Origin of the sequence: Archangium lipolyticum, from assembly GCF_024623785.1 — a bacterium.
GTDB classification, from domain to species: Bacteria; Myxococcota; Myxococcia; order Myxococcales; family Myxococcaceae; genus Archangium; species Archangium lipolyticum.
The window spans coordinates 1-24,411 of sequence record NZ_JANKBZ010000042.1; the positions used below are offsets into that span (position 1 = coordinate 1).

Below are 24,411 nucleotides of genomic sequence, written 5' to 3' on the forward strand. Positions count from 1 at the left end.
TGCCGTGATGCAAGCCGGGGCGAGGAACACGCGGGTGACGACCCTCACCCCCCGCCCTCTCCCAGAGGGAGAGGGAGCATGCGCAACACGACTATGTCCACGAACTTCGTGGACACTCCACTAGCGGAAGCGAGCACGGGACCGTCGTGGCCGTGCTCGCCCGAGGGCATTGGGAACGGTCAGGGCATGGTGCGCAGCTCGAGGTTGTCGAACCAGATGTCACTCGAGCCGCCGTCGCTGCCCTTGCCGAAGCGGATGATGACCTGCTTGCCCAGGGGACCCCCGGAGGCCGGGGTGGTGTAGCTCACGCCACTGGTGAGCACCCAGTCCGCGCCCACCGCGATGGGAGCCGTCGCCAGCGGCACGAAGGAGTTGATGTCGTTGTCGATCGCGGCGTAGCCGATCTGATAGGGCAGCACGCCGATGTTGTCACCACCGCCCTGGGCATAGCTGCGGAAGGTGTAGCGCTTGTTGGCCTGGAAGCGCACCGTGCCGAGCAGCTGGCCCACCGTCTCCTGGGTTCCGGCCGAGTAGTAGCCGAAGCGGGTGCCCAGGCTCGCGTTGCCGTTGCGCGGGAACTGGGAGTGCCACGCCCAGGCGCCGCTCGGGCCCCAGCCGTTGATGAGGCCGAACTGGGCGGAGCTCTGCGTCTCCATGCTTCCGTTGTTGAGCAGGATGATCGTGCCCAGGTTCGGGGTGACGGTGACGGTGGCCGTCTCGGAGATGCCTCCGCACGTGGAGACCACGTAGTAGGTACCCACGGCCGACGGGGTGATGACATCCAGGTTGGAGGGATAGCTCACGTAGCCGTTGGGGCCGGTCACGGTGATGGAGGTACAGCAGGTGGTGAGCTGGCCGCTGCCATTCTGGAACGAGCCCACGACGAAGCTCAGACCCTGGGTGATGGAGATGTTCTGCGCCCAGGGCACCGAGACGTCGGTGTGCACGCGTGATTGGATCGAGTTGTAGGGACACGTGGCCAGGCTGGCGCCATCCTTCCGGCTCGCGGTGGCCTGCGCCTGCTCCGACAGCTCCGGGCCGCAGCCAGCCAGGCTCAATGCGGCGCCCAACACGGCCAGGCTCATGCCGCGCCACGTCTGGAAGTGATTCTGTCGATCGATGCTCATGTTTGTCTTTCTCGAGAATTGCGAATGGGGAAGAACGAGTCCTCACGCGGGGTGAGTGCCTCGCGGAGGTGACAGTCGTCGCCGCCGGATGTCGCAAAGAAAACGCAGGGCCGCTCGCGATCCTACCTTTGCGCTCGTGTCCCTACCTTTACTTACCGGAGGGATTCATCTAGAGAATCAGGATGGACGACGGTCCCTCGGATGGAGCAACGGGCCGGTGCCTTGGTGAGAACACCCTGGATGGGCTGAGCCGCGGGCTCCTGTCCTCCGAGGAGCGCGAGGCCGCCGCACGCCACCTCGACACGTGCGATGACTGCCGGCAGCTCCTGGCCGCGCTGGGGCATGACGTGAGCGTGCCCGAGGTGGGGACTCCACGGGACCTCTCCGTCACGGAACCGGGGCAGACGAAGCCTCGGCTCACGGCGGGCGACCGGGTTGGCCGCTACACGGTGCTGCACCTGGTCGGTGCTGGCGGCATGGGCGTCATCTATGCGGCGTATGATCCCGAGCTCGACCGGCGCGTCGCGCTGAAGCTGGTGCACGATGAGGCGCTTCCCAGCGACTCGCGGGAAGAGGCGGCCTCACGGCTGCTCCGGGAGGCGCAGGCGCTGGCCCGGCTCTCCCATCCTCACGTGATACCGGTGTTCGATGGCGGCCGCTTCGACGGGCAGGTCTTCCTGGCCATGGAGTTCCTGGAGGGGGGGACGCTCGGGCAGTGGCTGCGCGCGCAGCCGCGCACGGCGGACGCCATCCTGGCGATGTTCCTCGACGCGGGCCGTGGGCTCGCGGCCGCTCATCGTGCTGGGCTGGTGCACCGCGACTTCAAGCCGGACAACGTGCTGGTGGGCAGGGATGGCCGGGCGCGGGTGACGGACTTCGGTCTGGCGCGGCTCGTCTACCCAGGGGAACAGCGGCTGGCTGAAGGAGATGCATTGCCGCGAGCGCTGCCCGCCGGCGCGGAGACGAGAACCCAGACAGGGACGCGGCTTGGTACACCGCCGTACATGGCGCCGGAGCTGTGGCGGGGTGCTCCGGCGGACGCGCGCAGCGACCAGTTCGCTTTCTGTGTCGCCTTCTACGAAGCGCTTCAAGGCGAGCGCCCCTTCACGGTGGCCGAGCTCGCTGACGAGCCGGGCCCGCTCAAGGGACGGCAGTTGCCACGTGGCAATCGCATCCCTCCCGCGTGGTGGCCGATCCTCGCTCGCGGTCTGGCCTCCGCGCCGGAGGAGCGGTTCGCGTCCATGACCGAGCTGCTCGATGCGCTCGAGCGCAAGGCGGCCTCGCAACGCAAGCGGCTCCTCAGGTGGGGCGTGCCCCTCGGAGCGGTGGCACTGCTCGCGGCGGGCCTGGGGTTCCTCTCCTGGCGCGAGCGGGCCCGGGACGTGTGCGCGGGAGCCCGGGAGCGGCTCGCCGGCATCTGGGACGAGACCCGGAAGGACCAGGTGCGCGCCGCCTTCCTCGCGACCGGATCGCTCCATGCCCAGGCCGCCTGGTCGGGAACGGAGCTCCTCATGGATCGCTACGCGAACGCCTGGGTGCGGATACGCACCGATGCGTGCGAGGCCACCCACGTGCGTGGCGAGCAATCCGGAGAGCTGCTGGATCTGCGCATGGCGTGCCTGGCACAGCGTGGCGAGGCGTTGCGCGCACTGTCCCTGGTGCTGAGCGCCGCGGACGCGAGCGTCGTGGAGAAGGCCGTGCAAGCGGCGGGACAGCTCCCCTCGCTCGAGGAGTGCGCCTCGAAGGAGGCCCTCACGGCGCCGCTGCGCCTGCCCCAGGACGCGGCCACCCGCGAGCGGATCCAGTCCGTCCGCGCGCAGCTCGTCGAGGTGGGGGCGCTGCTCGCCGCGGGCCGGTACGAGCCGGGCCGGGCGCTCGCGCGAGAGGTCATCGAGGCGTCGAAGACCTTGTCCTACAAGCCGCTCGAGGCCGAGGCGTACTTGACGCTCGCCCAGAGCCACATCCATTCGAAGGAGGGAGCCCTGGCGGAGAAGGCACTCCACCGGGCGCTGATGTTCGCCGAGGCGAGCGGGCACAGGTTGAGCGCCGCACAGGCTTCCATCCAGCTCGCCCAGGTCGAAGGCCTGATGCTGCGCCGGCACGAGCAGGGGCACCTCTGGGCGGAGCTCGGCCAGGCGATGCTGGAGCCTCTCGGACAGGTGCCAGCGCTCGCGGCGGAGCGGCTGTTCGTCCAGGGGGCCATCTTCCGGGACGAGGGCCGCGCGAGCGAGGCCGCCGCGCTCCTCCAGGAGGCGCTCGCGCTCCAGGAGCGCGTCCTGGGCGCCGAGCACCCCCAGGTGGCGAGGACGCTCAGCCGGCTCGCCTTCGCGCTGGCGACACAGGACCGCTTCGAGGAGGCCCTCGCGGCCGCGCGGCGCTCTCTCTCCATCAATGAACGGCTGCTGGGCCCCGAGCACCCCGAGTGCTCCTCCTCGCTTCATTCGATCACGTTCGTCCTGGCGCTCTCGGACAGGCCCGCCGAGGGGATCCCCTACATGCAGCGCGCCCTGGCCATCGAGGAGCGTGCCTTCGGCCCCAATCACCCCGCCCTGGTGAAATCGCTGATCAACCTCTCGAATGTCCACAGCGAGCCAGGTGACGCCATTCCGATCCTCGAGCGGGCGCTCGCGATCCAGGAGCAGGTGCCCGGCGAGGCTCACCCCGACATGGCCTTCATCCTGAAGAACCTGGCCATCAGTCACGGGATGCTTGGCCACTCCAAGGAGCAGCTCGCGTATGCGCAGCGCGCGGTGGTGCTCGAGGAGAAGCTCCTCGGACCGAACCATCCGGACCTGGCGCAGACGTATCACATGGTGGGGCAGGCCCATCACCGGCTCGGAGCCTCGGCCCAGGCTCTCCCCTTCCTGGAGCGGGCGCTGGCCGTCGCCGAGTCGCGCCCCATCTCGGAGTCGTACGCCACGGGGCGGAGCGTGCGGGGGATGATCCGGATGACGCTGGCGGACACCCTCTGGGCCATGGGACACGAGCGGGCGCGGGCGCGCACCGTGATGGAGGGCGCGCTCGAGCTGGCACGCGGGGGCGGCAGCGCGTTGGCCAAGGACGCCGCCGAGGTGGAGAAGTGGCTGGCCGGACATCCCGCCCCGCATTGAGGGTGCTATCTTCCTGCTCGGAGAGAGGGGCCCGATGCGCGATGCGATGGAGAAGGAGCTCGAGCGGCTCTTCCATGAGGGCCGCGAGGCGTGGCCGTCGCTGCCGCTCGGGGCCTTGCCGTTCGCGCGGCACGTCACGCGTCATCTCCCCTCGGGGCGCGACCCGGAGCGCGCTCTCCCGGCATTGCATGGCGCGGATCTGTACCTGGCCTGCGCCTGCAAGGAAGGTGTTCCGGGTGCGATCGCCGCGTTCCAGGCCAGCTATGGGGCCACGGTGGAGGCCGCGCTGCGCGGGCGGAGCGTGCCACCGGCCGAGCGCGAGGAATTGAAGCAGGCGTTCTGGGAGAAGCTCTTCGTCAGTCAGCCCGGAGCTCCGCCGAGGATCGCTGAGTATTCAGGGCGGGGGCCGCTCGGGGGCTGGGTGCGCGTGGCGGCGATTCGCGCCGCGCTCAACTTCCTCGAGCAGCGGAAGAAGGATTTGTTGGCGGTGGGGACACCGGTGGACGAGCTCCGCGAGCCCACCACGTCGGATCCCGAGCTCGACTTTCTCAAGTCTCACTACCGGGGAGAGGTCCTTCAGGCGCTGAAGGACGCAATCTCGGGACTCGGGGCCGACGAGCGCAATGTGCTGCGGCTCTACTTCCTGGATGGACTGAGCACGGAGCGGATCGCCACCGTCTACGGCGTCCACCGTGCCACCGTGGCGCGCTGGGTGGCACACGGCCGGGGGGAACTGCTGCGAGGGACACACAAGCTGCTCACGCAGAGGCTTCGTATCCAGAAGGGAGAGGTCGAGAGCATCCTCGGCATCGTCCGGAGCCAGCTCGGCCTCGCGCTGAGCAGCATCTTCCGGGCCGGGGACCGGTAGCCTGGCCGCGGTGTCAAACACCGCGTGCGGGCTCACCTGGCCCCGGGGAGCCGCTCGAGCATCAGCGTCGTCGCGCCCTTGTACGAGCCGCGTGCGAACTCGCGGAACCCGCACTTGTGCGCGACCTGGAGGGACGCCGCATTCTCCGGATCGATGATGCACACGACGCGCTCCGGACCGAACCGGCCCTCCGCCCACCCCAGCGCCGCGCGCACCGCCTCCGTGGCGAAACCCTTCCCGTGGGCCCACGGAGACAGCGCCCAGCCCGCCTCCTTGGCGCCACCCAGTGAGGGCTCGATCTCCCGTCGGAAGTCCGCGAGGCCCACCTCGCCGACGAACCGGCCCGTGCTCTTCTCGCGCACCACCCAGAACCCGAATCCCATCAGGTCCCAGTGGCCCACGTAACGCAGCAGGCGGGCCCACATCTCCTCTCGGGTGGATGGCTTGCCGCCGATGTATCGGGTGACGTTCGGGTCTCCCCACATCGAGAGGGCTTCCTCGAAGTCATCGAGCCGCGGGCAGCGCATGGTGAGACGCTCGGTGTCGATGTCGGGACGGACGATGGTGGACACGGGCTCCACTCCTGTGCGCTGGAAGCGGCTTGTCAGGCCGCGCTCAACTGGTGCTGCAATGCCTGGGTGTCCACGTTGCTCCAGTACTCGACGATCCTTCCGTTCTCGAGCCGGTAGCGCAGGTTGTCCACGACCTCCACCTTACGGCCGGTGGCCGGGATGCCCATGAAGTTGCCGACGTGCGTGGCCTTCATGACCAGGTGGCACGAGAAGGTATCTCCCTCCTGGGAGAAGGACTCGATGCGGAGGCTGATGTCGGAGAAGGTGTCCAGGAAGGCGCGGGTTATCAGCTCGAAGCCCTGGATGCCGGGGACCTGCCCCGGAAAGGTGGGATGGGAGATGATGTTCGCGGCGAAGAAGTCTCCCAGTCGCCCCAGGTTGCGCTGGATGTAGAGAGTGTTCAGGCAATCCTCGTAGAACTGACGGGCCTTCGCGGCGTCCATGGTAGATCCTTTCGGGGTAATCGGGGTGCGGAATGATAACGGGTGCCACGATAAAGACAACGGCTCCCGCCATGTGCGTCTGCAAAACATGGTTGATTCTTTTCAGGTTGAGATTGTCTTTTGGCGCCATCCACTGGCGGTCCTCGAATAGACCAGCCGAGAAGGTGTCAAACACTCTCGACGCGGATGCGCGTCCGCTGAAGTCTCGTTGTTTCCGGGTCACCGCTCCGATGTGATCGGGCCACGAGAAGGGCCGCCATGCTCGGCCAGCCACCGCTCGAGCCGCTCGAGGGCCGGGGCGTGCGTCCGGGGGAGCCGGCGGTAGTCCTCGAGGGCGGCGCTCGCGAGCTGGCGCGCCTTCTCCAGGTCTCGCGGCTCGCTCGCCAGCGCCTGAGCCAGCGCGAACCGCGCACTCGCCAGGTTTTCATCCTCCGTCCCAGCCGGTGCACGCGCGAAGATGGCCATGGCGCGCTCGAGTGGCGCGCGCGCCTTTCGCGGCGCGTTCATCTCCACGAAGTCTCTGCCCAGTCCCAGCAGATCGATGGCCACCTGGAGGCTCTCCGGCCCCAGGGCCTTCTCCCGGATGTCCACCGCGCGTTGATGGTGCTCGGCCGCCTCCTGGTAGCGTCCCAGCTTCGCGAGCGCCCGCCCCATGCCGGACAGGGAGGCCGCGAACTTCGGGTCAGCGGGCCCTTGTTGCTTCTCTCGAATCCTGGCCGCGCGCTCGAACGTCCGGAGTGCCTCCTCCGCGCGGTCCAGCTCGAGCAGGATGCCGCCCTGGTTGTGGAGCGTGCCCGCCGTCAGCAGGTGCTCGTCGCCATGGACCCGCTGGTAGATGGCATGGGCCTGGCCCACGTACTCCAGCGCGCGAGCGGCGTTGCCCGCCTGCACCTCGTGAACGGCGAGCGTATCCAGGACGACCGCCAGGTTGGGGTGCTCCGGGCCGTACGTCTTCCGGTAGATGGACTCCGCTTCCAGGAGGAAGGGCAGTCCCTCCTCGTGACGTCCCAGGAGCCCGAGAATCTGTCCCTGGCCGAGCAGGGCGGTGGCGAGCTCCGGCTCCTCCGCGCTGTAGGTCTTCCGGGCCAGCGCGAGCGCGCGCTGACTCTCCTCCAGCGCCTGGGTCAGCCTGCCTCGGGCCCGGTGGAGGCTGACGAGATTCCGGGACAGGGTGGCCTCGATGCGGGCATCTCCACCCAGACGCTTCAGGGCCGCCGCCGCGTGACGTGGAATCTCCTCGTCCGGGTCCAGACCCGCGTCCTCGAAGCTGTGCAGGCGGACCAGCGCGGCCCACGCTTCCGCGGCCTGCCGATCGTGCCGGCTCGACTCCGCGACCTGGATGGTCCGGTGCCACGTCCGGATGGCCTCCCGGAGCTGCCGCGCCTGTGCCTGGGTCTCCGCGAGGAGGGCGAGGACCTCGGCCTCCAGCGGGCCATGGCCCACGTCGTGAGCCTCCCGGGCCACCACCGTGGCGAGCTCCAACGCGGGCTTCACCTGGCCGGCGTTCAGCTTCGCCCGCACCGCGGCGCGCCGCGCGCGAAGCTCCTCCATCCGGCGTCGCGTTTCATCATCCGAGGGGGGTGGCTCCGGTGAGGCAAGCGTCGGGATGTCCGCGCAGGGCGCCAGGCTCTCCAGGCCATGGGCGGCGCGCACCGCGTTCTGGATGACCTGGGCATCCGCCGCCGTCAGCGTGTCGACCACGGCCGACAGATCCTCGAGCCGTTGGTCCAGGCAGATGACGCGCCGGTCGAGGAGCCGCTCCGGCTGGTGGCCCTTCACATGTGTGGCGACACACGCCTCGTGGCTCGCCGCCACCCAGTCGCGCGCGTAGGCGTCCAGTGTGCGCTCCACCTCGCGCCACGCACTCGCCGCGAAGGGAAGGGGGCTCGCCGCGAAGGTGGCCTGGACCGCGCTCTTCCGGGCCGCGTCCCAGACGCCGACGAGCGCCTGCTCACTGCCTCCGCAGGGGTCCCCCGACGCAGACCGATGCAGCGCCGCTCCCCCCGCGACGAGCACCAGGCCCGCGGTGGCCGCCACGCCCACCCGGCGCCACTTCGCACCCGGCGCGTCGGTGAGCCGCTGGAGAAGCTCGTCCATGGAGGCGTGGCGCGCCTCTGGTGATTCCGAGAGCCCCTGGAGGATGGCCCGGTGTACCCAGGCCGGCACCCCGGCGGTCTCCGCACCCGGGGTGAAGGGACGCTTCCCGTACAAGGCCTCGTGGAGCGCGACGCAGTAGCTGTACTGGTCGCCCCGGGCATCGGATCGCTCCCCTCGCTTCTGCTCGGGGGCCATGTACGCCGGCGTGCCCAGCACCATGTTCGAGTGCGTGAGGGTTGCTCCGTGAAGGTTCACCAGGGCCGGCGAGGGCACGGACTCGCGGGGGCCACCCAGGTCCTCGGCGATGCGCGCGAGGCCGAAGTCGGTGATGCGGACGCGCCCGTCCCGGCCGACCAGGACGTTGTCGGGCTTGAAGTCGCGGTGGACGAGCCCCTGCGCATGTGCCGCCGCGAGCCCCCGTCCCGCCTGGAGGAACAGCCCCAGCACCTCGCGCCAGTCCCGCCGCTCCTTCCGGGACGCCATGTACGCGCGCAGGGTGGTGCCGTCCACCAGCTCCATGGCCAGGAACACGTGCTCGCCGAACCGCCCCACGTCGTGAATCGTGATGACGTTGGGATGGACGACACGGGCGGTGGCCTGGGCCTCCCTGAGCAGCCAGGCCTGTGCCTGCTCCCGCCGCGCAGGGCTCGTCGAGTCGATGCGGATGAGCTTGAGCGCGACCCTTCTGTCCAGCTCGGGATCGTACGCGGCATGGACGACGCCCATGCCCCCAGCGCCGATTCGTTCGAGCACCACGTAGCGCCCGAGCAGGGCACCCCGCGCGAGCCAGGGCTGCACCGGTCCACCCGCCGGCTGTCCGGGGACGGAGGGCTGGGTCTCTGGGCCGCTGCTCGCGCGCGCGGCCTCCGCCAGGAGCGCTCGACAGACGGTGCAGTCATCAAGATGCTTTTCCACTGACACTGCTGCTTCGGCGCCCAACTCGCCCTGCGCGAAGGCGAAGAGTTGTCGCGTGTCGAAGCAGTCCATGCCAGGAAGATGATAGTCGACGTGGGCGGCCATGACGATGAGCGACTCGGATCACCAGGAAGAGCGGGCCTTCGCGAGCGCGTGCGCGCGGGGTGAGGCGGAGGCACTCGCGGAGTTCGAGACGCGCTTCGTCCCCCAGCTCCGCATGGCCCTACAGCAGCGGGGAATGAATGTGGCCACGGTGGACGAGGCCCTCCAACTCCTGCGCGTGAGGCTCTTCCTCCCCAGTGGAGATCGTCCTCCCCGCATCGCCGACTACTCGGGACAGGGCTCGTTGCTGGCCTGGCTCCGCGTGGCCGCCCTGCGCACCGCCCTGAACCTGATGCGTGAGCGGAAGCTGTCGTTCGACCTGGACGACGCCCGGCTCGAGGAGGCCGCCGCTCCCCTCGACGAGGCGGACCGGCGCTACATCAAGGAGCGCTACCGCCAGGACTTCACCGAGGCGTTCCAGGAGGCGCTGACGGCCCTGGAGCCCCGGAGCCGGACCCTGTTGCGGTTGCACCTGGTGGATGGCGTGGGGACGGCCCAGATTGCTCGCGCCTACCGCGTGGACCGCTCCACGGTGAAGCGCTGGCTCGCTCAGTCCCGGGAGACGCTGCGCGAGGAGGTCCGCGTGCGCCTCGCGGCCCGCATCGGCGTGGACACGCCCGCGCTCGGCAGCCTCCTGCTCGAGCTCCAGAGCCAGCTCGACCTGAGCATCCGTACCGCCCTGCGTGACCCGACGTCCCCCTGATTCCAAGGGGTTGGCGCGTGGCCCGGGAATCAATCCGGCCGAAATGCGCCACCCGGGCCCGGCGTGTGTCCTGGAGTCGAGGCCCCCATGGCCTCGTACACCGAGCGCTCACGTCCTCCGGCTCCTCCCGGACGTGAGTGTATGGCTTTGTATTGCCTTTGACCGGGTGGGCCGGGGCGGTTGATTGTCATTGAGAGGAATAAAGCAACCCGAAATTCCGGCCGCCGACAATACGCCTCGAAAACACCTCATCAGGAGTCCGACAATGACTGGCCCCCGCGTCGATGGTCGCTCGACCGTCCGTACCCAGAACTCGCACAGCACAAGGCTCCCGCAGGGCCGGGACGCGCAACTCGACCTCCAGCAGCTCTGGCCCCATATCAACCAGTACGCGAAGAAGTACGGCGCGGATCCGAAGGTGCTCGCCGGCATCATCGCGCAGGAGTCGTCGTTCAAGAACCACGGCGTGCACCGCGACGGCACGGGCCACGGGCTCATCGGCCTGGACGACAACGGCCTGCTGCCCTCGTTCGAGAAGTGGTCGGGGATGAAGGTGGGCCGCGGCGCCAGCGCGAAGACGATTCCACCGGAGAAGCAGGTGGAGTTCCTCGCGAAGACGATTGGCGATCTGACCCGGAAGCACGGCAGCGGCATGGCCGCCGCGCGCGAGTGGCACCGCGGCGCCGGCAACATGAACGACTCGCTTGGCCGCAAGTACCAGGGGCTCATCGAAGGTCACATCCAGCGGCTGTTCCCCGGAGGCAAGACGCCGGCGAGCACCGGCTCCGTGCCCGACAGCTCCGCGCCGGGTGGTGACTCCTCCAAGCCGGAGGGCAGCCCCTCCAGCCCTCGCGCCGGGTCCGACTACCGCATCAAGAGCGGTGACACCCTCTGGGACATCGCCTCCCAGCTCAAGGGCAAGGGCATGGAGGGCTCCCACTGGGACATCATCAATCAAATCACCCGCCTGAACCCGAAGATCACCAACCCGAACCTCATCATCTCCGGGGACACCCTCAAGCTGCCGGCCGCGCTCGGCCCCAACGATGATGGCTTCAAGCCATCCAACAAACCGGGTCCGGTGGACATCGACCCGACGGGGCCGGCCACGCCCATCACGGACAAGGGGCCGGTGGACGCGAGCAAGGTGCCGCACATCAGCCAGTACAGCCCGAAGGGGAAGGACGGCAACTACTCGAACGGCGGGGCGAACTGCGGCCCCACGTCCATGGCGCAGATTGCCCGGGCCTTCGGCTACGGCAAGAACATGACGGACGCGCAGCTCATCATGCACCTGGGCAAGGCGGGCGGCACCGGCTCCAACGGCACGGACGTGAACGGCATCGCCCGAATGGCCAAGGCGATGGACAAGAAGTGCGTCACCAAGGGCCCTGGCCCCAACGTCCAGTGGATGGCCGAGCAGCTCAAGGCCGGCAAGATGGTGGTGGCCAACGGCGACTACCACGCCATGCCGCCGCACCAGAACGAGGGCCGCACCTCGGGCCACTACGTCACCGTGGCCGGCATCGACTCCAAGGGCAACTTCATCGTCCGTGACCCGGCCGACGCGAACGTGAAGACCATCACCCCGAAGCAGATGGAGCATTTCCTCCGCTCGAACCCCAACGGTGGCTACCAGATGGCCATCAGCTGAGCCCCGGCGCACCCGGTTTCCTTCTCTTTCTCACATGAGGTCAACGATGTCCCCTTCCCAGAAGTTCCAGCAGCGGGTGTGTCTGTCTTGCAAGAAGCCCGAGGGAGGAGCCGTGAGCGGCTCGTCGTACATCTCCAACGGTGACAACGGGATGATTGTGCGGTTCTGGTTGTGCGACGACTGCGCCATGCTGCTCGGTCCCACGCAGGGGCCCATCGACATGGATGAACCCGAGGCGCACGAGATGCGAGTATGAGAAAACGGGGGCGCGCGGCGAGATGCGATTGCCCTGCCTCTGCCTTTGCGCTCCCGTCCAATCAGCGTGCCATACCCCACCGTCCCCGCGCCTCTTCCCCGCCTCCTCACATGACACGCGTGTCGTATGGGAGTGGCTCGTGGTGCTTCTCCAGGAGTGAGCACATCCCGGCACATGAAGTGCAGAGCGCGGCCGTGCCCCGGCAATTCCGCCGGGGGCCTGCTCCGTCGGGAGAATCATCCATGCCGAAGACACCGTTTCGTCCACTGCTTGCCCTGACAGCCCTGTCATGTCTCTCCGCATGCGATGCTGCCTTCATCGCACCGGCGGAGGTGACCCTCTCCGAGCAATTCCTGGCGGACTGGAGCCAGGGCTTTCCCGTGGAGGTGGGCATCCGCTACGAGTCCAAGGAGATTGAGCTCCCGGGTGAGCACGATGGCTACCAGTTGGGCTACCTCTGTGAGCCCTCCTCCGCGCCCGTGAAGTTCCAGACCGCCTTGGACACCCTGGGCTGCGCCCCGGAGGATCTCGAGGTGAAGGTGTGGATCGCGCCGGCTCCCGCGCTCGCGCAGAGCGTATGCGCGGGGCAGGGGAGCCAGGTGGGCCGGGTTGTGCCTGGCAATGTGCCGCCCCCGGGTACCACGCCCGAGCAGGGCGTGGTCAAGACGGTCAAGGTGAAGGTCACGGATTGTTCACGCGCGGAGACCGCGACCCTCGACTTCTGAGCGAGCGTTGGATGGCGAGCCTGGCGGCGACAGGCACGCAATGGGACTGACCTCGGCGTACATGGTGGCTGTTGGACTGATGGTCTAACATCGTTCCTCTCCACGGAGGATGATTTGCAGACATATGATCTGTCCGCCCCCACCACGAGGTCCGAGCTCAACGCCCTGTACGCGAAGATGCGGAACGAGCCCGGGCTCTGCCGCGTCGAGCCTTTTGGCGCTTATGCCGCGTCCCGCTACGAGGACATCCTCGTGGTCCAGAAGGACGCGCAGCGCTTCTCCGCCGAGGCCATCGCGGCGGCCGCCGAGCCGTCCTGGCTTGGCCACAACCCGCTGGCCCACTCGATGCTGTCGAGGGATCCTCCCCGCCACACCCAGTTGCGCGCGTTGGTGAGCCGAGCCTTCGGCCCCGCGGGGCTGGCCCGGCTGGAGTCCGTGGTCCGCCGGGAGGCCGAGGCCCTCGCCGAGTCCGTGGTCCGCCAGCGCGAAGTGGAGCTCGTGGACACCTTCTGCTTCCTCCTGCCCCGCAACATCATCGGCCACCTGCTCGGCCTGGATCCGAGCACCTTCCCGGAGTTCAAGCGGTGGGTGTCCTCCATCAACCTCATCGCCTCCGCCACTCCCGAGCAGTACGAGGGCATCCGCTCCGCCGTGAGGGAGATGAAGCACGACATGGGGGCCGTCATCGCCGAGCGTCGACGCAAGCCGGGTGAGGACATGGTGAGCGACCTCGTCCGCGCGGAGGTGGAGGGGAGCAGGCTCTCCGACGACGAGCTCATGTCCTTCCTCTTCCTGCTGATCACCGCGGGAATGGAGTCGACGACGCATCTCATCGGCAACTCGGTCATCCATCTCGCCCGCCTCCCGGAGCAGTTCGAGCAGGCGCGAGCGGACAAGGCGCACATCCCGCGCTTCATCGAGGAGGTGCTGCGCTACGAGCCCCCCATCCAGCTCAACTTCCGCATGGCGGCGTCGGACGTGGAGCTGTCCGGCACGAAGGTGCCGGCGGGGAGCCTGGTGCTGGCCCTCATCGCGGCCGGCAACCTCGACGAGCGGGTGTTCGAGCAGCCGGAGCAGTTCCTCCCCGGCCGCGAGAAGGGCACCCAGCACCTCACCTTCGGGCAGGGCATGCACTTCTGCCTGGGCGCGCAGCTGGCCCGGATGGAGGCGCGGTTCGCGCTGGAGGCGCTCGTCTCGAGGATCCGCGAGCTGAAGCTCCGCTCGCCGGAGATCGAGTGGATCCCCAACTACGGCCTGCACGGGCCCCGGGTGCTGCCGGTGGAGCTCATTCCAGCCTGAACAGGGTATCCGGGCCAACGGTGGCGGCGGTTGGCTGGTGGCTTCCAACCTACGGTAGGCTCACGGCACGTTGGTCAGATACAGGAGACACCATGACCCGACCGATCCTGAACATCGACGAGGCGACCTACAGCGACCTGGAAGACCTGTCGCGTCAACAGGGCTCGAAGATGCCCGCCGAGCGCTATGGAGGACGCACCGCGCCCATCGGTCGTGAGCTCGGCGCGCGGCAGCTGGGGTACAACGTGACCGTGATCGCTCCCGGCAAGCGCGCCTACCCCTTCCACTGTCACGCGGTGAATGAAGAGATGTTCTTCGTGATCGAGGGCCGTGGCGAGGTGCGCATCGGCGCCCAGACCCACCCGATCAGCGCGGGCGACGTGGTCGCCTGCCCGGCGGGTGGACCCGAGACGGCGCACCAGATCGTCAACACGGGCACGGCCGAGCTGAAGGTGCTGGCCGTCAGCACCGCCCGCGTCCCCGAGGTCTGCCACTATCCGGACTCCGGCAAATTCTGCGCGTTCGACCCGGAGCAGCGCTTTGTCCACATAGGCCACGCCGGGAAGAGCGTGGACTACTGGGACGGCGAATGAGTTGCGGCGCCTCGGCGTTCCTCAGGCTCGCGCCGATCGCGGCCGGCAACCTCGACGAGCGGGTGTTCGAGCAGCCGGAGCAGTTCCTCCCCGGCCGCGAGACGGGCACCCAGCACCGCACCTTCGGGTAGGGCATGCACTTCTGCCTGGGCGCGCAGCTGGCCCGGATGGAGGCGCGGTTCGCGCTGGAGGCGCTCGTCTCGAGGATCCGCGAGCTCTCCAGAGCCCGCCCATGCCTCCTCGTCCCTACCGCATCGATGTCCCCGAGAGTGTCCTCGTCGATCTCCACCGTCGCCTCGAGGCGCGTGGAGTGTGAAGCTGGAGGCACCCGGCAAGCGGGATGCATTCCGAGGCGCCGTCCATGGCCGAGCCACCCGGCTCCGAGGTATGGGAGCACTTCGAGAGCCCGAGGGGCCGGGAGGCACGAGTCGCATGCATGCAGGGTGGAGCATCCGCAAGGCAAGCGTGGAGGATGTGGACGAGCTCATCCGCCTGCGTCTGGCGCTGCTGCGCAGCACGCGTGGGGTGGAGAAGCTGAAGGACGAGGAGTCGCTGGTGGAGGCCACGCGGCGTTACTTCGCGCGGTCCGTGCCCGAGGGGAGCTTCCATGCCTGGGTGGGCGTGGCGGAGGGCCGGGTGGTGGCGTGCAGTGGCCTGCTGCCCTTCGGAAGGCCGCCCATGCCGGACACCCTGGCGAGCCTGGAGGCGTACATCCTCAACATGTACACCGAGCCGGAGTGGCGCGGGCGGGGCATCGCGCGGGCGCTGTTCGCGGAGCTGACGCGCTTCGCGCGCGAGCTGGGCGTGGGGCGGCTGTTGCTGCACGCCACGGCGGACGGACGGCCCCTCTATGAACAGATGGGCTTCAAACCCAATCCCACGTCGATGGAGTGGACGCCTTCGGGGGAATGAATCTCCGCTTCGCACGGGCATTCCCGCGCGGTGGACATGAAGTTCCCGGATGGGAGGAGGGCAGGCGGCGGGGCTTGGGCCGGGCTCTTGTCGGGGGCGGGGATGCTTCGGACCTTTGCCTCACACCGGGACTCGCGCGATAGCGCGTGGGGTCCCTCTGCGATGGGAGAGAGCCATGGCACACAACAAGGGCAACGCGGACAAGGGCACGTTGAACCCCCGGTTGGACAAGGACGCGAAGGACCTGGAGCGCGAGAGCCGGCACCAGGCCGAGGGCTCGGAGCGTCGGGACGTGACGGACGACGAGGCGGGCGTGGATCGCATCCAGGAGAAGGGTGTTGGCGGCTACGGAGCGGATGACTCGAGCGTGAGCGAGCGGCGTGACGCGCCTCCGCTGAGCGACAACAGCTGAGCCCGTGACAAACACCCTCGCGTGGACTCGGGTTTCGAGCACCCTCTCCCTCTGGGAGAGGGCCGGGGTGAGGGTATTCGCTCTCCGGGATTCCCACCTGGCCCGGCTTGCCAACGAAGGAACGCCCCTTACTTTGACGAGCCTTCCCTCCGTGGAGGGCCTCTGCGTCCGAGGAACGGTGCCCCATGGCTGGAATCCGCGAGGATTACATCGAGCGCATGATCGAGCGTCTGGTGGCGGCGCTCGCGGCGATCCTGAAGGCGGGCCGGGGCCAGAAGACGGAGGAGGCGCTCGACCTCATCCAGCAGACGAGCCTGTCGCTGTTCGGCATGGAGTACCGGATGCTCATCACCATCGACGCGGGCTCGGTGGCGGAGCTGCTCGGGCACCCGGAGAAGATCAAGGCGCTGGCGAAGCTGGTGCGCGCGGAGGCGGACCTCCTCCAGCAGCGCGGGGATATGGAGGGGGTCGCGCACCGGCTCGGCCACGCACTCGCGCTGCTCCTGGAAGCACAGCGCAGGAGATCGGGTTCCGACCCAGAGGTGGATGCACTCATCCAGAGTGTGCGCGACAGGCTCGAGTAGCCGGATTGAGCGCGGATGGGTTCTCAATACCCTCACCCCAGCCCTCTCCCAGAGGGAGAGGGAGCATCACACGAGTCGTCCATCCCTCACCAATGCGAACACCTCGCCATACCGGCGCTCGCCAAAGGCTTGCACCAACTCGGGAAATCGTCCCTGGCGCAGTGCTCGAAGGTGGCGGTATTTCGCGGCGTGGTAGTTGGCCACGGCCCAGGCCAGCCGCACTGCATCGAGCCCGCCTCGCCAGAGCGCTCCGTGCAGGATGCAGTCGCGTACCAGGTGCGCCGGGCGCTGGAGCGCCGCGGGTTTGAGCCGCTTGCCCTCGGCGTAGGCGCGCACCGCCCACAACAGCGCATAGCGCTCCTCCTTCTCCGCGCGTCCGGCCAGCGACGTGGCGAAGCGGTGCTCGATGGGCGCGTGCACCCGGATGGCGCGCATCCGTGGCAGTGCCTCGTGGACGATCATCTCCGGGCGCCACACGGCGACGTCCCGGCGCACCAGCCGCGCACGCCACTCGGTGCGGTAGCGGAAGCGGTGCCCGTCCAGCTCGGCCCAGTCGCGGCGCGGTAGAAGATAGACGGGCTCCTTCGGCTCGGACTTCCGCCAGGCCTCGAGGGTCTTCAGGGCCTCGGGCTCCAGGCGCTCGTCCGAGTCGAGATAGAAGACGTAGTCGCACGGGCCCAGCGCTTCCATGGCGGCGGCTCGCGCGGCTCCGTAACCCTGCCAGGGCCGCGACACCGAGCGCGCTCCCATGCTCCGCGCGAGCTCCACCGAGCCATCCGTGGACATCGAGTCCAGCGCCACCACCTCATCACAGACGGCGAGCAGCCCCTCCAGGCACGCCCCGAGCGTGTCCCGGTTGTTCCCGTGGATGACATAGCCGCCAAGTCTCATGGCGTCCTTCCGTATCAGGTTCCCTTCCGGGGCAGGAACTCCCGCGCGAGCAGCTCGAGGAAGCCCCGGCGGCGCAGCTCCACCTGGTGCTCTCCGGCGGGCAGTTGGATGTCCAGCGTACCGGCCCTCGTGGTGACGAACCGCGCGGGGCCGCTCGCCTCGACCGCGAGGAAGGGGGTCGTGAACTGGTTGAAGTGCACGGTACACCCCCCGGGCGAGGAGACCGAGAGGCTGATGCGGCCGAAGTGGACGGGCTCGTGGAAGGCCCGGACCGGCTTCACCTTCAGCCCGTCACAGTTCTCGTGGGAGAGGAAGGCGGCCGGTGGCGGCATGCCGGTCGCGACCATGGACCGGGGGAAGTATTCGAGGGCGGACCACGGACGGTCGAGCATGGCGAGGTGGCCCTCCAGCTCCATCCGGGGAGTGCTCTCATAGCGTGGGTGCGTCGCCTTCCACCCGAGCCTCACGTCCGTGAAGATCGCCAGCCCCACCACGCCCAGCGCCAGCTTCCGTTTCCAGCCGCCCCGTTGGAAGGCGTCCTCCACCAGTACGCACAACACGAGCACGAGGAGCGGGGTGAGGTAGCCCACCAGCCGCCAGGGGAACTGGAGCAGCCTGGCGAAGGGCACCACTTGATAGAAGGGCAGCGAGAGGGGCACCTGCAGCACCGCGTAGATGGCCGCGGAGAGCAGCAGGAAGGTCAACCCGGTGCCCCGGCTCCGGAGGCCATCACGCGAGGCGAGCGCCACACCGCCCAACACGGCGAGTCCCGCCAGCAGCGCGCGGCCGATCTCCGGCGTGATGCCCTTCCACTGCCGGCCCCAGTGGAACTCGTTGTCCCAGAGGTACCGCGAGAGCGGCGCGAACTCCTTCTCGGGCGTGTAGATGCCGAGTGCGTCCGTGTTGAAGAACTTCTCCAGGCGCAGGATCAGCAGGGCGTAGGGGGCGCACAGCACGAGCACCACCAGCGCCGCCTGTCCCGTGGCGATGAGCGTGGGGCGCCAGCCCTGCTTCGCCAGCATGAGGCCCAGGGCGACCGCCAGCGTGAGGAACGCATACAGGAACATCACCGTGTGCGCGTAGAACAGCGCCGCGAGCACGAGCCCCACCACCCATCCACCCCGGCCCTCGGAGTGCAGGCGCATGCATGCCCACAGCAGCCAGGGGTAGAGCATCATGGCGGAGAGCTCGGCGGTGGCGCTGCGGATGAGCCAGTCGAAGAAGGCGTACTGGGAGAAGCAGACCAGGAAGGCCGCGAGCACCTGGACGCGCGCGGAGGCCCCGAGCGCGCGGGCGGCGGCGGCCATCCCCGAGGCGCCCACGAAGAGGACGAGCACCAGCGCCAGTTGCACGCCCCGGTAGGCCGAGCCCACCAGCCAGGCCAGGCCCCCGGACAGCGTGTTGAAGAGCCGGTGGTAGAAGAAGGGCCAGGGCGAGCCGTGGCCGTTGTGGCAGAACGGCGTCCACAGCGGGAAGAAGTCACCGGCCGCGTAGGCCCGGCGGAAGCCCTCGGCGCGCTCGAAGATGGACAGGCCCTCGTGGTTGTTCGGCCAGCCGTCGAAGCCGAAGAAGGGCAGCACGGCCGCGATCGCCATTCCCAGGCAGGCCAGCGAGATCTGGAGCCGCGCGCGGCGCTCCGAGGTTTCTGGGAGGGGCGCGGGGACGGTCGCGACGGAGGGCGGGGGGGACTGCATGGCGCGGCGCAGTGTACCCGCCCGGTGCTTTCCGTCCCCATTTGTCTGGTTGCCTGGGTGCCCACCAGCGGAGCTCGGGTGTACCGGCCGGTACACCCGGGTGTCCCGAATGGGGCAGGTGCGGGCACCCGACACTCCCGGCTCACGAGGAACCGGCACCGGGCACGGAGAATGCTACTCTTCATGCGCATGCGCGGGCTCCTGCTTCTCGCCATCTCGATGTGGGCCATGGGCGCCAGCGCCGAGGACCCGCCTCGCCGTGAGCCGACCCGCGCCGCCATCCTCGAGGCGCTCGAGGTGCAGGCCTCGCTCCCGGAGCAGCTCCCCCAGTTGCCAGATGCCGCCTCCCCGGTGGCCGAGTCCGCCCGGGAGACCGCCACGGATGGTGCTCGCCGGAACCCGGCCGCCCGTACCGGCGGTGAGGCCGCCGAGAAGGCCCGCCGCGAGGCCTCGAAGCACGCCGCGCGCATGTCCGAGCGCACCCCTCCCGGCGCCAGCGTCAAGGCCGCCCGCTCCGCCGCGTTGGGCGCGGCCGGCGTGGGCTCCGAGGCGCAGGAGGCCGCGGGCCGCTCCCGTGCCGAGAAGGTGCGCAAGGACAAGGACTCCAAACCCGACAGCCCGGGCAACGGGCGGCCGCCGCGGTCGGAACCCATTCGCGGTCCGTGATAGAAGGCCTCGCGTGAAGCACCTCGTGCTGTGCCTCGCCGTGCTCGCGCTCACGGCCGCCGCTCCGCCGGATGCGACGCCCCACCTGCTCCAGGGTGCCCGCCACTTCCGCGAGGGCCGCTTCGCCAACGCCCTCGTCGAGTTCAAGGTGGCCCAGCGTCTGGGCACCGGCGGCGAGGCGGACTGGTACATCGCCGCGTCGCTGGTGAAGCTCGGCCGCGCCGACGAGGCGCTCGAGTCCTTCGCCGCCGCGCGCAGGAGCGCCCCGGACGCGCGCGACGCGCTGCTCGACTACTACCACGCGCTCGCCTGCTACGAGGCGAAGCTGTACCTGTGCGCCGACACGCTGCTGGACGCGGTGGGAGATGCCTCCGGGCCTCGCATCGGCGAGCAGGTGCGCAAGCTGCGCTCGGACATCTCCGCGCTCTTCCGCTCGGCGCCCACGCCGGCCTCCATCGACTGGTATCACTCGCGCGCCGCCGAGGCCCGCACGGCCCGGCGTCCGGTGCTCGCCGCGCGCTACCTGGAGGAGGCGTCGCGGTTGGCCGAGCGGCGCGCGGACCGCCACCGGCTCACCGAGGCCCGCGCCGGGTTGGGCGCGCTGTCCGAGGTGCCCACGCCCATCGTCGGCTGGAGGAGCCCGTGAGCCCGGGCCTGCTCGTGGCCGCGTTGCTCGCCGAGCCCGGCCTCTGCGGCCCGGTGGTGTCCGAGGCCTCTCCGGACCCGGCCGCCGCCGCGACATATATGGAGGTGGCCGAGGCCGAGCTGGCCGCGGGAGACAGGGACACGGCGCTCGTCGCCTGGCGCGAGGTGCTGCGCAGGGACCCGAGCAACGCCCGTGCACTGGCGGCCTTCGAGTCCCTCTGCCGCCAGACGTCCCCGGCTCGGGAGGACGAGGCGGCGGCGTCGCTGCTCTCCGGCCTCTCCCTCTTCGAGCAAGGGGAGGACGGGGCGGCGGCTGCTGCCTTCCAGGAGGCGCTCACCGCGCCGGAGCTGGTGGACACGGCCTCCTTCTTCCTCGGGGTGCTCGCGCTGCGCGAGGGCCACGCGAGCGAGGCGGGGAGCTTCTTCGATGCGGCGGCGGCCTCGTCGGACGCGGGGCTCGCGAGGCGGGCCGAGGCGCTGCGCCTGCTGGCCGCGCGCGAGGGGAGGGTGGCGCTCTCGGTGCGGCTGGGGAGCGAGTACGACTCCAACGTGGACCTCGCGCCGGATGGGACGCGGCGGCAGGGCGGGAGCGCGGACGGAGTGGGCGCGGGGCTCGCGGAGTTGCGCCTGCGCCCCTGGGGACAGCGGGGCCCGTACGCACGCGTCTCCGGAAGCTACCGGGGCCACCTGCGGCTGCGCGGCTTCGACCTGGGAGGCGCGGGAGGCTCGCTGGGCTGGGCGCACCTGGGCTCCGCGCTGCAACTGACCGCGGAGTATGGCTTCGACTTCCTGGCGCTCGGGGGCACGCCCTATCTGCTCACACACCGGCTGCAGGTGGCCGCGCGCGCGCCGGTGGGGCCGGTGGTGCTGGACGGCTCGTGGGCCGTGCGCCGTGAGGACTTCCAGGACGCCGTGTACGCCGACTATGCCGGGTGGCGGAGCACGGCGCGGCTGGACGCGGAGTGGAGCCCCGTCGAGCCACTCACCCTCTCGGCGGGCTGGTATGGCGCCTGGCTGCGCACCTATGAGCTGGCGCTCGGTTTCCTCGAGCACGGCCCGCGCGTGGAGCTGCGCCTGCGCCCGCGTCCCGGGCTGCGCTTCCTGGCCGAGGTGGGCTACACCCTGCGCGGCTACCAGAACTTCGACAACCCGCTAGGCATCCGCCGCGAGGACGGCTACTTCGACGCGGGGGCGCTGGTGGAGTGGGACGTGGCGGCGCACTGGAGCCTCCAGGCCTCGGTGGGCTGGCGCGGAGCGTCCTCCAACGTGGCCGAGCTCTCCTATGGCCGGCTCGTCGGCGGGCTGGGGCTGGTGTGGTCCCGGGGGCTGTACTGATGCCGGGGCTCGGCTCGCGTGCGCTGGGGCCGCTGGGGCTCGCGACGCTCGGGCTGGTGGGGGCGCTCGCGGCGACCCTGGCGCTCCACCGCGCGGGCAGCACGGCGCTGGAGCAGTCGCTGGACGCGCGGCTGCGGGGCGCGGGTGAGTCCGCGGCGCTGCTGCTGGGAGACGCGCCGCCCACGTCCGAGCGGTTGGAGGCGCTGATGCACGCCAACGCGCTGGATGGCGTGTACGTGGTGGACCGGAAGCTGGCGGTGCCCGCGGACGCGACGGGGCCGGCGCGGCGGCGGGTGGACCTGCTGCGCACGGACCCGGAGGGCGTGGAGACGGCGCTCGCGGGACAGACGCGGGTGGGGCCGGGCTACGCGCTGGGAGACCTCCAGGTGACGGTGGGCTACTTCCCGGTGCGCGGGGCCGGAGGGCAGGTGGAGTCGGTGCTGGTGCTGGAGGCGGGGCGGGCCTTCTCGAGCGCACGCGAGACGCTGCGGCATGCGCTGTGGGGCGGCGTGGCGCTCTCGGCGGTGGGCGCGCTGGCGCTGGCGCTGGTGGCGGCGAGGTGGCTGCGGGACGAGCGGGCGCGGCACGAGGCGGCGGCGAAGGCGGTGCGCGGCGAGGTGCTGGCGAAGATGGCGGCGATGGCGGCGCATGAAATCCGCAACCCGCTGGGCGTCATCCGCGGCACGGTGGAGCTGATGCGCGAGCGCAGCGGGGCGAAGCTGTCGGAGCGGGACAAGGAGGCGCTGGAGGACGTGCTGGGCGAGGTGGAGCGGCTGCGCCGGCTGACGGAGGACCTGCTGGACCTGAGCGCGGACCGGCCGCTGGCGGCGCAGCGGGTGGTGTTGTCGGAGGTCTTGGAGGAGGCGGCGAGGGCCACGGAGGCGGCGTTCCCGGCCGTGAAGGTGCGCCGGAGCTTCGCGGAGCTGCCGCCGGTGGAGGGGGATGCGGGGAGGCTGAGACAGGTGTTCGCCAACCTGCTGCAGAACGCGGCGCAGGCGCAGGTGGAGGGCGAGGTGCGGCTGGCGGCGGAGGCGGACGGGAGCGCGGTGCGGGTGCGCGTGGAGGATGACGGGCCGGGAGTGCCGCCGGAGGTGCGCGAGCGGCTCTTCGACCTCTTCGTCACGGGGAAGGCGAACGGGACGGGGCTGGGTCTGGCGCTGTGCCGCCGGCTGGTGGAGCGGCACGGAGGCTCGGTGGCACTGGTCCCCGAGCAGCGTCAGGGCAGCACCTTCGAGGTGCGACTGCCAGCGGTGCGGTAGCCGGGCGGGACGCACCCGCGGTGTAGTGCCTGGGCGAGGGCCGGTGGGGGGAGGTGACTCCCCGCGCGTGGCCGGAACAGGATGGCGCCCTTTCCCCGCGGCTCGCGGGAGGGGGCTCCAGTTGAAGACACGGAAGATGGATTGGCGGTGGCTCGCCGTAGGCCTCGCCCTGCCGCTCACCGGCTGCGTGCTGGGCAGTGTGCGGCAGGTGAAGGTGGACGCGCTCGGCGGCTACGAGGAGGCGCGTGGCGTGGCCGTCGAGGTGACGGGTGAGGTGCCCGAGGCCACGAGGCAGCAGCTGCACGAGTCCTTCCAGCGCGCGCTGGAGGCCCGGGCGGGCCGGCCCGCGGACGCGACGGGCGAGCCCTTGAAGCTGGAGCTGCGCGTCGTGGAGGCCGTCTCGCCCGAGACCGCTGCCTCCTCGACGTCCGAGCGCGTCGCCGTGCAGGCGCGGACGGCGTTCGGGCTCACCGGGCTGGCGAAGTCGAGCGGGCGTCTGGCTCTCGAGGGCACGCTGCTGTCGCCCGAGGGGACGCGGCGGCTGGGCCTGGTGCGGTGGGAGTCGGCGGGTGAGCCGTCCTCGCTGGCGCCTCGCGCGGGCCGCGAGGCGGGCGAGGCGCTCGGCCGGGAGATGGACTTCCGGCGCGAGGACTTCGTCACCCGCCGCGCGGCGGACGAGCGGATGCTCCTCACGCCCACGGCGCTCACGCTGGAGCCCGGCGAGGTGGTGGTGAGCAACGACCAGCTCCTGCTCTTCCGCGCGGGCGTGGGGCTGGGGCGGCGCGTGCAGTTCGACGTGTGGGGCGGCGGTCTGCCCATCCCGTTGGCCACGGGCGTGCCCCTCTACCTCATCCACGCGGTGGGCGGCGCGGGCGCGGCGGGCGTCGGAGTGCTCGGCGCCTTCGACCTGGGCCTCAAGGTGAAGCTGCTCGACGAGTCGCGCTACCTGCCGGGCGTGGCCGCCTCCTATGACTTCCTCAACGTCTTCGCGGGAGCGGTGGGGGGCGCGGGCATCGTGCTCCTGGGCAATGGCGTGGCCGGGGCCGGGGCAGCGGGGGCCGCTGGAGCCAACCTCCAGTTCAACCTCTTCAGCGTCGTGGCGGCGAAGCACTTCGGCGATTTCCAGCTCACCGCGGGCGCCTACGTGCTCGACAACCACCACCTCATCCCGCAGAAGGCCGCCATCACGGTGGGCGTCGCGGGCGCGGGGGGCGAGGACTCCGGGGCAAACGGCGGCGGTTCGGTTGCCACGCTTCCCCGCATTCCCACCCAGGTGCAGGCCTTCGTGGGAGCGCAGTACGTGCTCGGGCCCCACAGCGAGCTCGCGGCGGAGTTCTTCCCGCGCAAGCCTTTCAGCGACTCGTTCGGCACCACGGGTGTGCGCTGGCTGCTGGGCGCCGACTCGCCTCGCGGGCCGTTGGCCCTGGACCGGCTGCGCGTGCGCCTCGACGTCGCGGCGCTCTGGGTGTACCTGCCGCCGACCCAGAAGCACGGGGGCACGCCCCTGCCGCTGCCCTGGGTGGGACTCGGCCTCTACAAGCTCTGAGGC

At 70.1% G+C, this 24,411-nt stretch carries 23 protein-coding genes; 17 read left to right on the forward strand and 6 right to left on the reverse strand.

From position 1 onward, the window contains the following. Positions 1 to 179: 179 nt before the first annotated feature. On the reverse strand, positions 180 to 1,127 hold the full coding sequence (locus NR810_RS46525; RefSeq protein ID WP_257462176.1) for a hypothetical protein: 948 nt from the start codon (positions 1,125 to 1,127) through the stop codon (positions 180 to 182). Between the two features lie 182 nt (positions 1,128 to 1,309). Between NR810_RS46525 and NR810_RS46530 the strand changes: the two genes are divergently transcribed. Both NR810_RS46530 and NR810_RS46535 read left to right on the forward strand, forming a co-directional pair. Then, the gene (locus NR810_RS46530) at positions 1,310 to 4,237 is read left to right on the forward strand and encodes a serine/threonine-protein kinase (protein ID WP_257462177.1); all 2,928 of its coding nucleotides are present in this window, start codon (positions 1,310 to 1,312) and stop codon (positions 4,235 to 4,237) included. A gap of 34 nt (positions 4,238 to 4,271) precedes the next feature. Continuing rightward, positions 4,272 to 5,105, forward strand: a complete 834-nt coding sequence (locus NR810_RS46535; protein ID WP_257462178.1) for a sigma-70 family RNA polymerase sigma factor — start codon at positions 4,272 to 4,274, stop codon at positions 5,103 to 5,105. Between the two features lie 32 nt (positions 5,106 to 5,137). Here NR810_RS46535 and NR810_RS46540 read toward each other — a convergent pair whose 3' ends face one another. The 3 genes from NR810_RS46540 to NR810_RS46550 all read right to left on the reverse strand — a co-directional run bounded on the left by NR810_RS46540 (position 5,138) and on the right by NR810_RS46550 (position 9,132). Next, positions 5,138 to 5,677, reverse strand: a complete 540-nt coding sequence (locus NR810_RS46540) for a GNAT family N-acetyltransferase (protein WP_257462179.1) — start codon at positions 5,675 to 5,677, stop codon at positions 5,138 to 5,140. A gap of 32 nt (positions 5,678 to 5,709) precedes the next feature. Then, entirely contained in the window at positions 5,710 to 6,120 is a 411-nt protein-coding gene (locus tag NR810_RS46545) for an ester cyclase (RefSeq protein WP_257462180.1), read from the reverse strand. Between the two features lie 219 nt (positions 6,121 to 6,339). Then, positions 6,340 to 9,132, reverse strand: coding sequence for a serine/threonine-protein kinase (locus NR810_RS46550; protein WP_257462181.1), 2,793 nt, complete (start codon positions 9,130 to 9,132; stop codon positions 6,340 to 6,342). 103 nt (positions 9,133 to 9,235) lie between these two features. On the opposite strand from NR810_RS46550, the gene NR810_RS46555 reads away from it, so the two are divergent. The 10 genes from NR810_RS46555 to NR810_RS46600 all read left to right on the forward strand — a co-directional run bounded on the left by NR810_RS46555 (position 9,236) and on the right by NR810_RS46600 (position 16,372). Next, on the forward strand, positions 9,236 to 9,937 hold the full coding sequence (locus tag NR810_RS46555; RefSeq protein WP_257462183.1) for a sigma-70 family RNA polymerase sigma factor: 702 nt from the start codon (positions 9,236 to 9,238) through the stop codon (positions 9,935 to 9,937). Positions 9,938 to 10,202: 265 nt separating this feature from the next. Further along, positions 10,203 to 11,591, forward strand: a complete 1,389-nt coding sequence (locus NR810_RS46560) for a C39 family peptidase (RefSeq protein ID WP_257462184.1) — start codon at positions 10,203 to 10,205, stop codon at positions 11,589 to 11,591. 46 nt (positions 11,592 to 11,637) lie between these two features. Further along, positions 11,638 to 11,847 carry a hypothetical protein gene (locus NR810_RS46565; protein ID WP_257462185.1) on the forward strand — a complete coding sequence of 70 codons (210 nt, stop codon included), beginning with the start codon at positions 11,638 to 11,640 and terminating at the stop codon, positions 11,845 to 11,847. A gap of 242 nt (positions 11,848 to 12,089) precedes the next feature. Beyond that, complete coding sequence (locus NR810_RS46570; RefSeq protein WP_257462186.1) at positions 12,090 to 12,572, forward strand: hypothetical protein; 483 nt, start codon at positions 12,090 to 12,092, stop codon at positions 12,570 to 12,572. Between the two features lie 114 nt (positions 12,573 to 12,686). After that, positions 12,687 to 13,871, forward strand: coding sequence for a cytochrome P450 (locus NR810_RS46575; RefSeq protein WP_257462187.1), 1,185 nt, complete (start codon positions 12,687 to 12,689; stop codon positions 13,869 to 13,871). A gap of 92 nt (positions 13,872 to 13,963) precedes the next feature. After that, positions 13,964 to 14,464: a cupin domain-containing protein gene (locus NR810_RS46580; RefSeq protein ID WP_257462188.1), complete on the forward strand. Its 501-nt coding sequence runs from the start codon at positions 13,964 to 13,966 to the stop codon at positions 14,462 to 14,464. Then, complete coding sequence (locus tag NR810_RS46585; protein WP_257462189.1) at positions 14,461 to 14,595, forward strand: cytochrome P450; 135 nt, start codon at positions 14,461 to 14,463, stop codon at positions 14,593 to 14,595. The genes NR810_RS46580 and NR810_RS46585 overlap by 4 nt, the downstream gene beginning before the upstream one ends. A 301-nt stretch (positions 14,596 to 14,896) precedes the next feature. After that, positions 14,897 to 15,376: a GNAT family N-acetyltransferase gene (locus NR810_RS46590; RefSeq protein WP_257462191.1), complete on the forward strand. Its 480-nt coding sequence runs from the start codon at positions 14,897 to 14,899 to the stop codon at positions 15,374 to 15,376. 175 nt (positions 15,377 to 15,551) lie between these two features. Then, a complete protein-coding gene (locus NR810_RS46595) occupies positions 15,552 to 15,788 on the forward strand; it encodes a hypothetical protein (RefSeq protein ID WP_257462192.1) in 237 nt (78 codons plus the stop codon). 185 nt (positions 15,789 to 15,973) lie between these two features. After that, entirely contained in the window at positions 15,974 to 16,372 is a 399-nt protein-coding gene (locus tag NR810_RS46600; RefSeq protein WP_257462194.1) for a hypothetical protein, read from the forward strand. Positions 16,373 to 16,438: 66 nt separating this feature from the next. On the opposite strand, the gene NR810_RS46605 is transcribed toward NR810_RS46600, so the two are convergent. Then, positions 16,439 to 17,263 (reverse strand): glycosyltransferase family 2 protein, encoded by an 825-nt coding sequence (locus NR810_RS46605; protein ID WP_257462196.1) that lies wholly within the window; start codon positions 17,261 to 17,263, stop codon positions 16,439 to 16,441. 14 nt (positions 17,264 to 17,277) lie between these two features. Continuing rightward, positions 17,278 to 18,957, reverse strand: coding sequence for a glycosyltransferase family protein (locus NR810_RS46610; protein WP_257462197.1), 1,680 nt, complete (start codon positions 18,955 to 18,957; stop codon positions 17,278 to 17,280). Positions 18,958 to 19,140: 183 nt separating this feature from the next. On the opposite strand from NR810_RS46610, the gene NR810_RS46615 reads away from it, so the two are divergent. The 5 genes from NR810_RS46615 to NR810_RS46635 all read left to right on the forward strand — a co-directional run bounded on the left by NR810_RS46615 (position 19,141) and on the right by NR810_RS46635 (position 24,408). Then, positions 19,141 to 19,623 (forward strand): hypothetical protein, encoded by a 483-nt coding sequence (locus NR810_RS46615; RefSeq protein ID WP_257462198.1) that lies wholly within the window; start codon positions 19,141 to 19,143, stop codon positions 19,621 to 19,623. 13 nt (positions 19,624 to 19,636) lie between these two features. Further along, on the forward strand, positions 19,637 to 20,269 hold the full coding sequence (locus NR810_RS46620) for a hypothetical protein (RefSeq protein ID WP_257462200.1): 633 nt from the start codon (positions 19,637 to 19,639) through the stop codon (positions 20,267 to 20,269). Next, positions 20,266 to 21,603 carry a hypothetical protein gene (locus NR810_RS46625; RefSeq protein ID WP_257462201.1) on the forward strand — a complete coding sequence of 446 codons (1,338 nt, stop codon included), beginning with the start codon at positions 20,266 to 20,268 and terminating at the stop codon, positions 21,601 to 21,603. The genes NR810_RS46620 and NR810_RS46625 overlap by 4 nt, the downstream gene beginning before the upstream one ends. Continuing rightward, the gene (locus NR810_RS52435) at positions 21,603 to 22,862 is read left to right on the forward strand and encodes a two-component system sensor histidine kinase NtrB (protein WP_306819085.1); all 1,260 of its coding nucleotides are present in this window, start codon (positions 21,603 to 21,605) and stop codon (positions 22,860 to 22,862) included. Before NR810_RS46625 ends, NR810_RS52435 begins: the two co-directional genes overlap by 1 nt. A gap of 121 nt (positions 22,863 to 22,983) precedes the next feature. Next, complete coding sequence (locus tag NR810_RS46635; protein ID WP_257462203.1) at positions 22,984 to 24,408, forward strand: hypothetical protein; 1,425 nt, start codon at positions 22,984 to 22,986, stop codon at positions 24,406 to 24,408. The last annotated feature ends 3 nt before the right edge of the window (positions 24,409 to 24,411 follow it).

Coding starts and splice junctions, on each gene's coding strand:
- NR810_RS46525 (WP_257462176.1), bottom strand. CDS start 1,127: ATGAGCATCGATCGACAGAATCACTTCCAGACGTGGCGCGGCATGAGC.
- NR810_RS46530 (WP_257462177.1), top strand. CDS start 1,310: ATGGACGACGGTCCCTCGGATGGAGCAACGGGCCGGTGCCTTGGTGAG.
- NR810_RS46535 (WP_257462178.1), top strand. CDS start 4,272: ATGCGCGATGCGATGGAGAAGGAGCTCGAGCGGCTCTTCCATGAGGGC.
- NR810_RS46545 (WP_257462180.1), bottom strand. CDS start 6,120: ATGGACGCCGCGAAGGCCCGTCAGTTCTACGAGGATTGCCTGAACACT.
- NR810_RS46555 (WP_257462183.1), top strand. CDS start 9,236: ATGACGATGAGCGACTCGGATCACCAGGAAGAGCGGGCCTTCGCGAGC.
- NR810_RS46560 (WP_257462184.1), top strand. CDS start 10,203: ATGACTGGCCCCCGCGTCGATGGTCGCTCGACCGTCCGTACCCAGAAC.
- NR810_RS46565 (WP_257462185.1), top strand. CDS start 11,638: ATGTCCCCTTCCCAGAAGTTCCAGCAGCGGGTGTGTCTGTCTTGCAAG.
- NR810_RS46570 (WP_257462186.1), top strand. CDS start 12,090: ATGCCGAAGACACCGTTTCGTCCACTGCTTGCCCTGACAGCCCTGTCA.
- NR810_RS46580 (WP_257462188.1), top strand. CDS start 13,964: ATGACCCGACCGATCCTGAACATCGACGAGGCGACCTACAGCGACCTG.
- NR810_RS46585 (WP_257462189.1), top strand. CDS start 14,461: ATGAGTTGCGGCGCCTCGGCGTTCCTCAGGCTCGCGCCGATCGCGGCC.
- NR810_RS46590 (WP_257462191.1), top strand. CDS start 14,897: ATGCATGCAGGGTGGAGCATCCGCAAGGCAAGCGTGGAGGATGTGGAC.
- NR810_RS46595 (WP_257462192.1), top strand. CDS start 15,552: ATGGCACACAACAAGGGCAACGCGGACAAGGGCACGTTGAACCCCCGG.
- NR810_RS46600 (WP_257462194.1), top strand. CDS start 15,974: ATGGCTGGAATCCGCGAGGATTACATCGAGCGCATGATCGAGCGTCTG.
- NR810_RS46605 (WP_257462196.1), bottom strand. CDS start 17,263: ATGAGACTTGGCGGCTATGTCATCCACGGGAACAACCGGGACACGCTC.
- NR810_RS46610 (WP_257462197.1), bottom strand. CDS start 18,957: ATGCAGTCCCCCCCGCCCTCCGTCGCGACCGTCCCCGCGCCCCTCCCA.
- NR810_RS46615 (WP_257462198.1), top strand. CDS start 19,141: ATGCGCATGCGCGGGCTCCTGCTTCTCGCCATCTCGATGTGGGCCATG.
- NR810_RS52435 (WP_306819085.1), top strand. CDS start 21,603: ATGCCGGGGCTCGGCTCGCGTGCGCTGGGGCCGCTGGGGCTCGCGACG.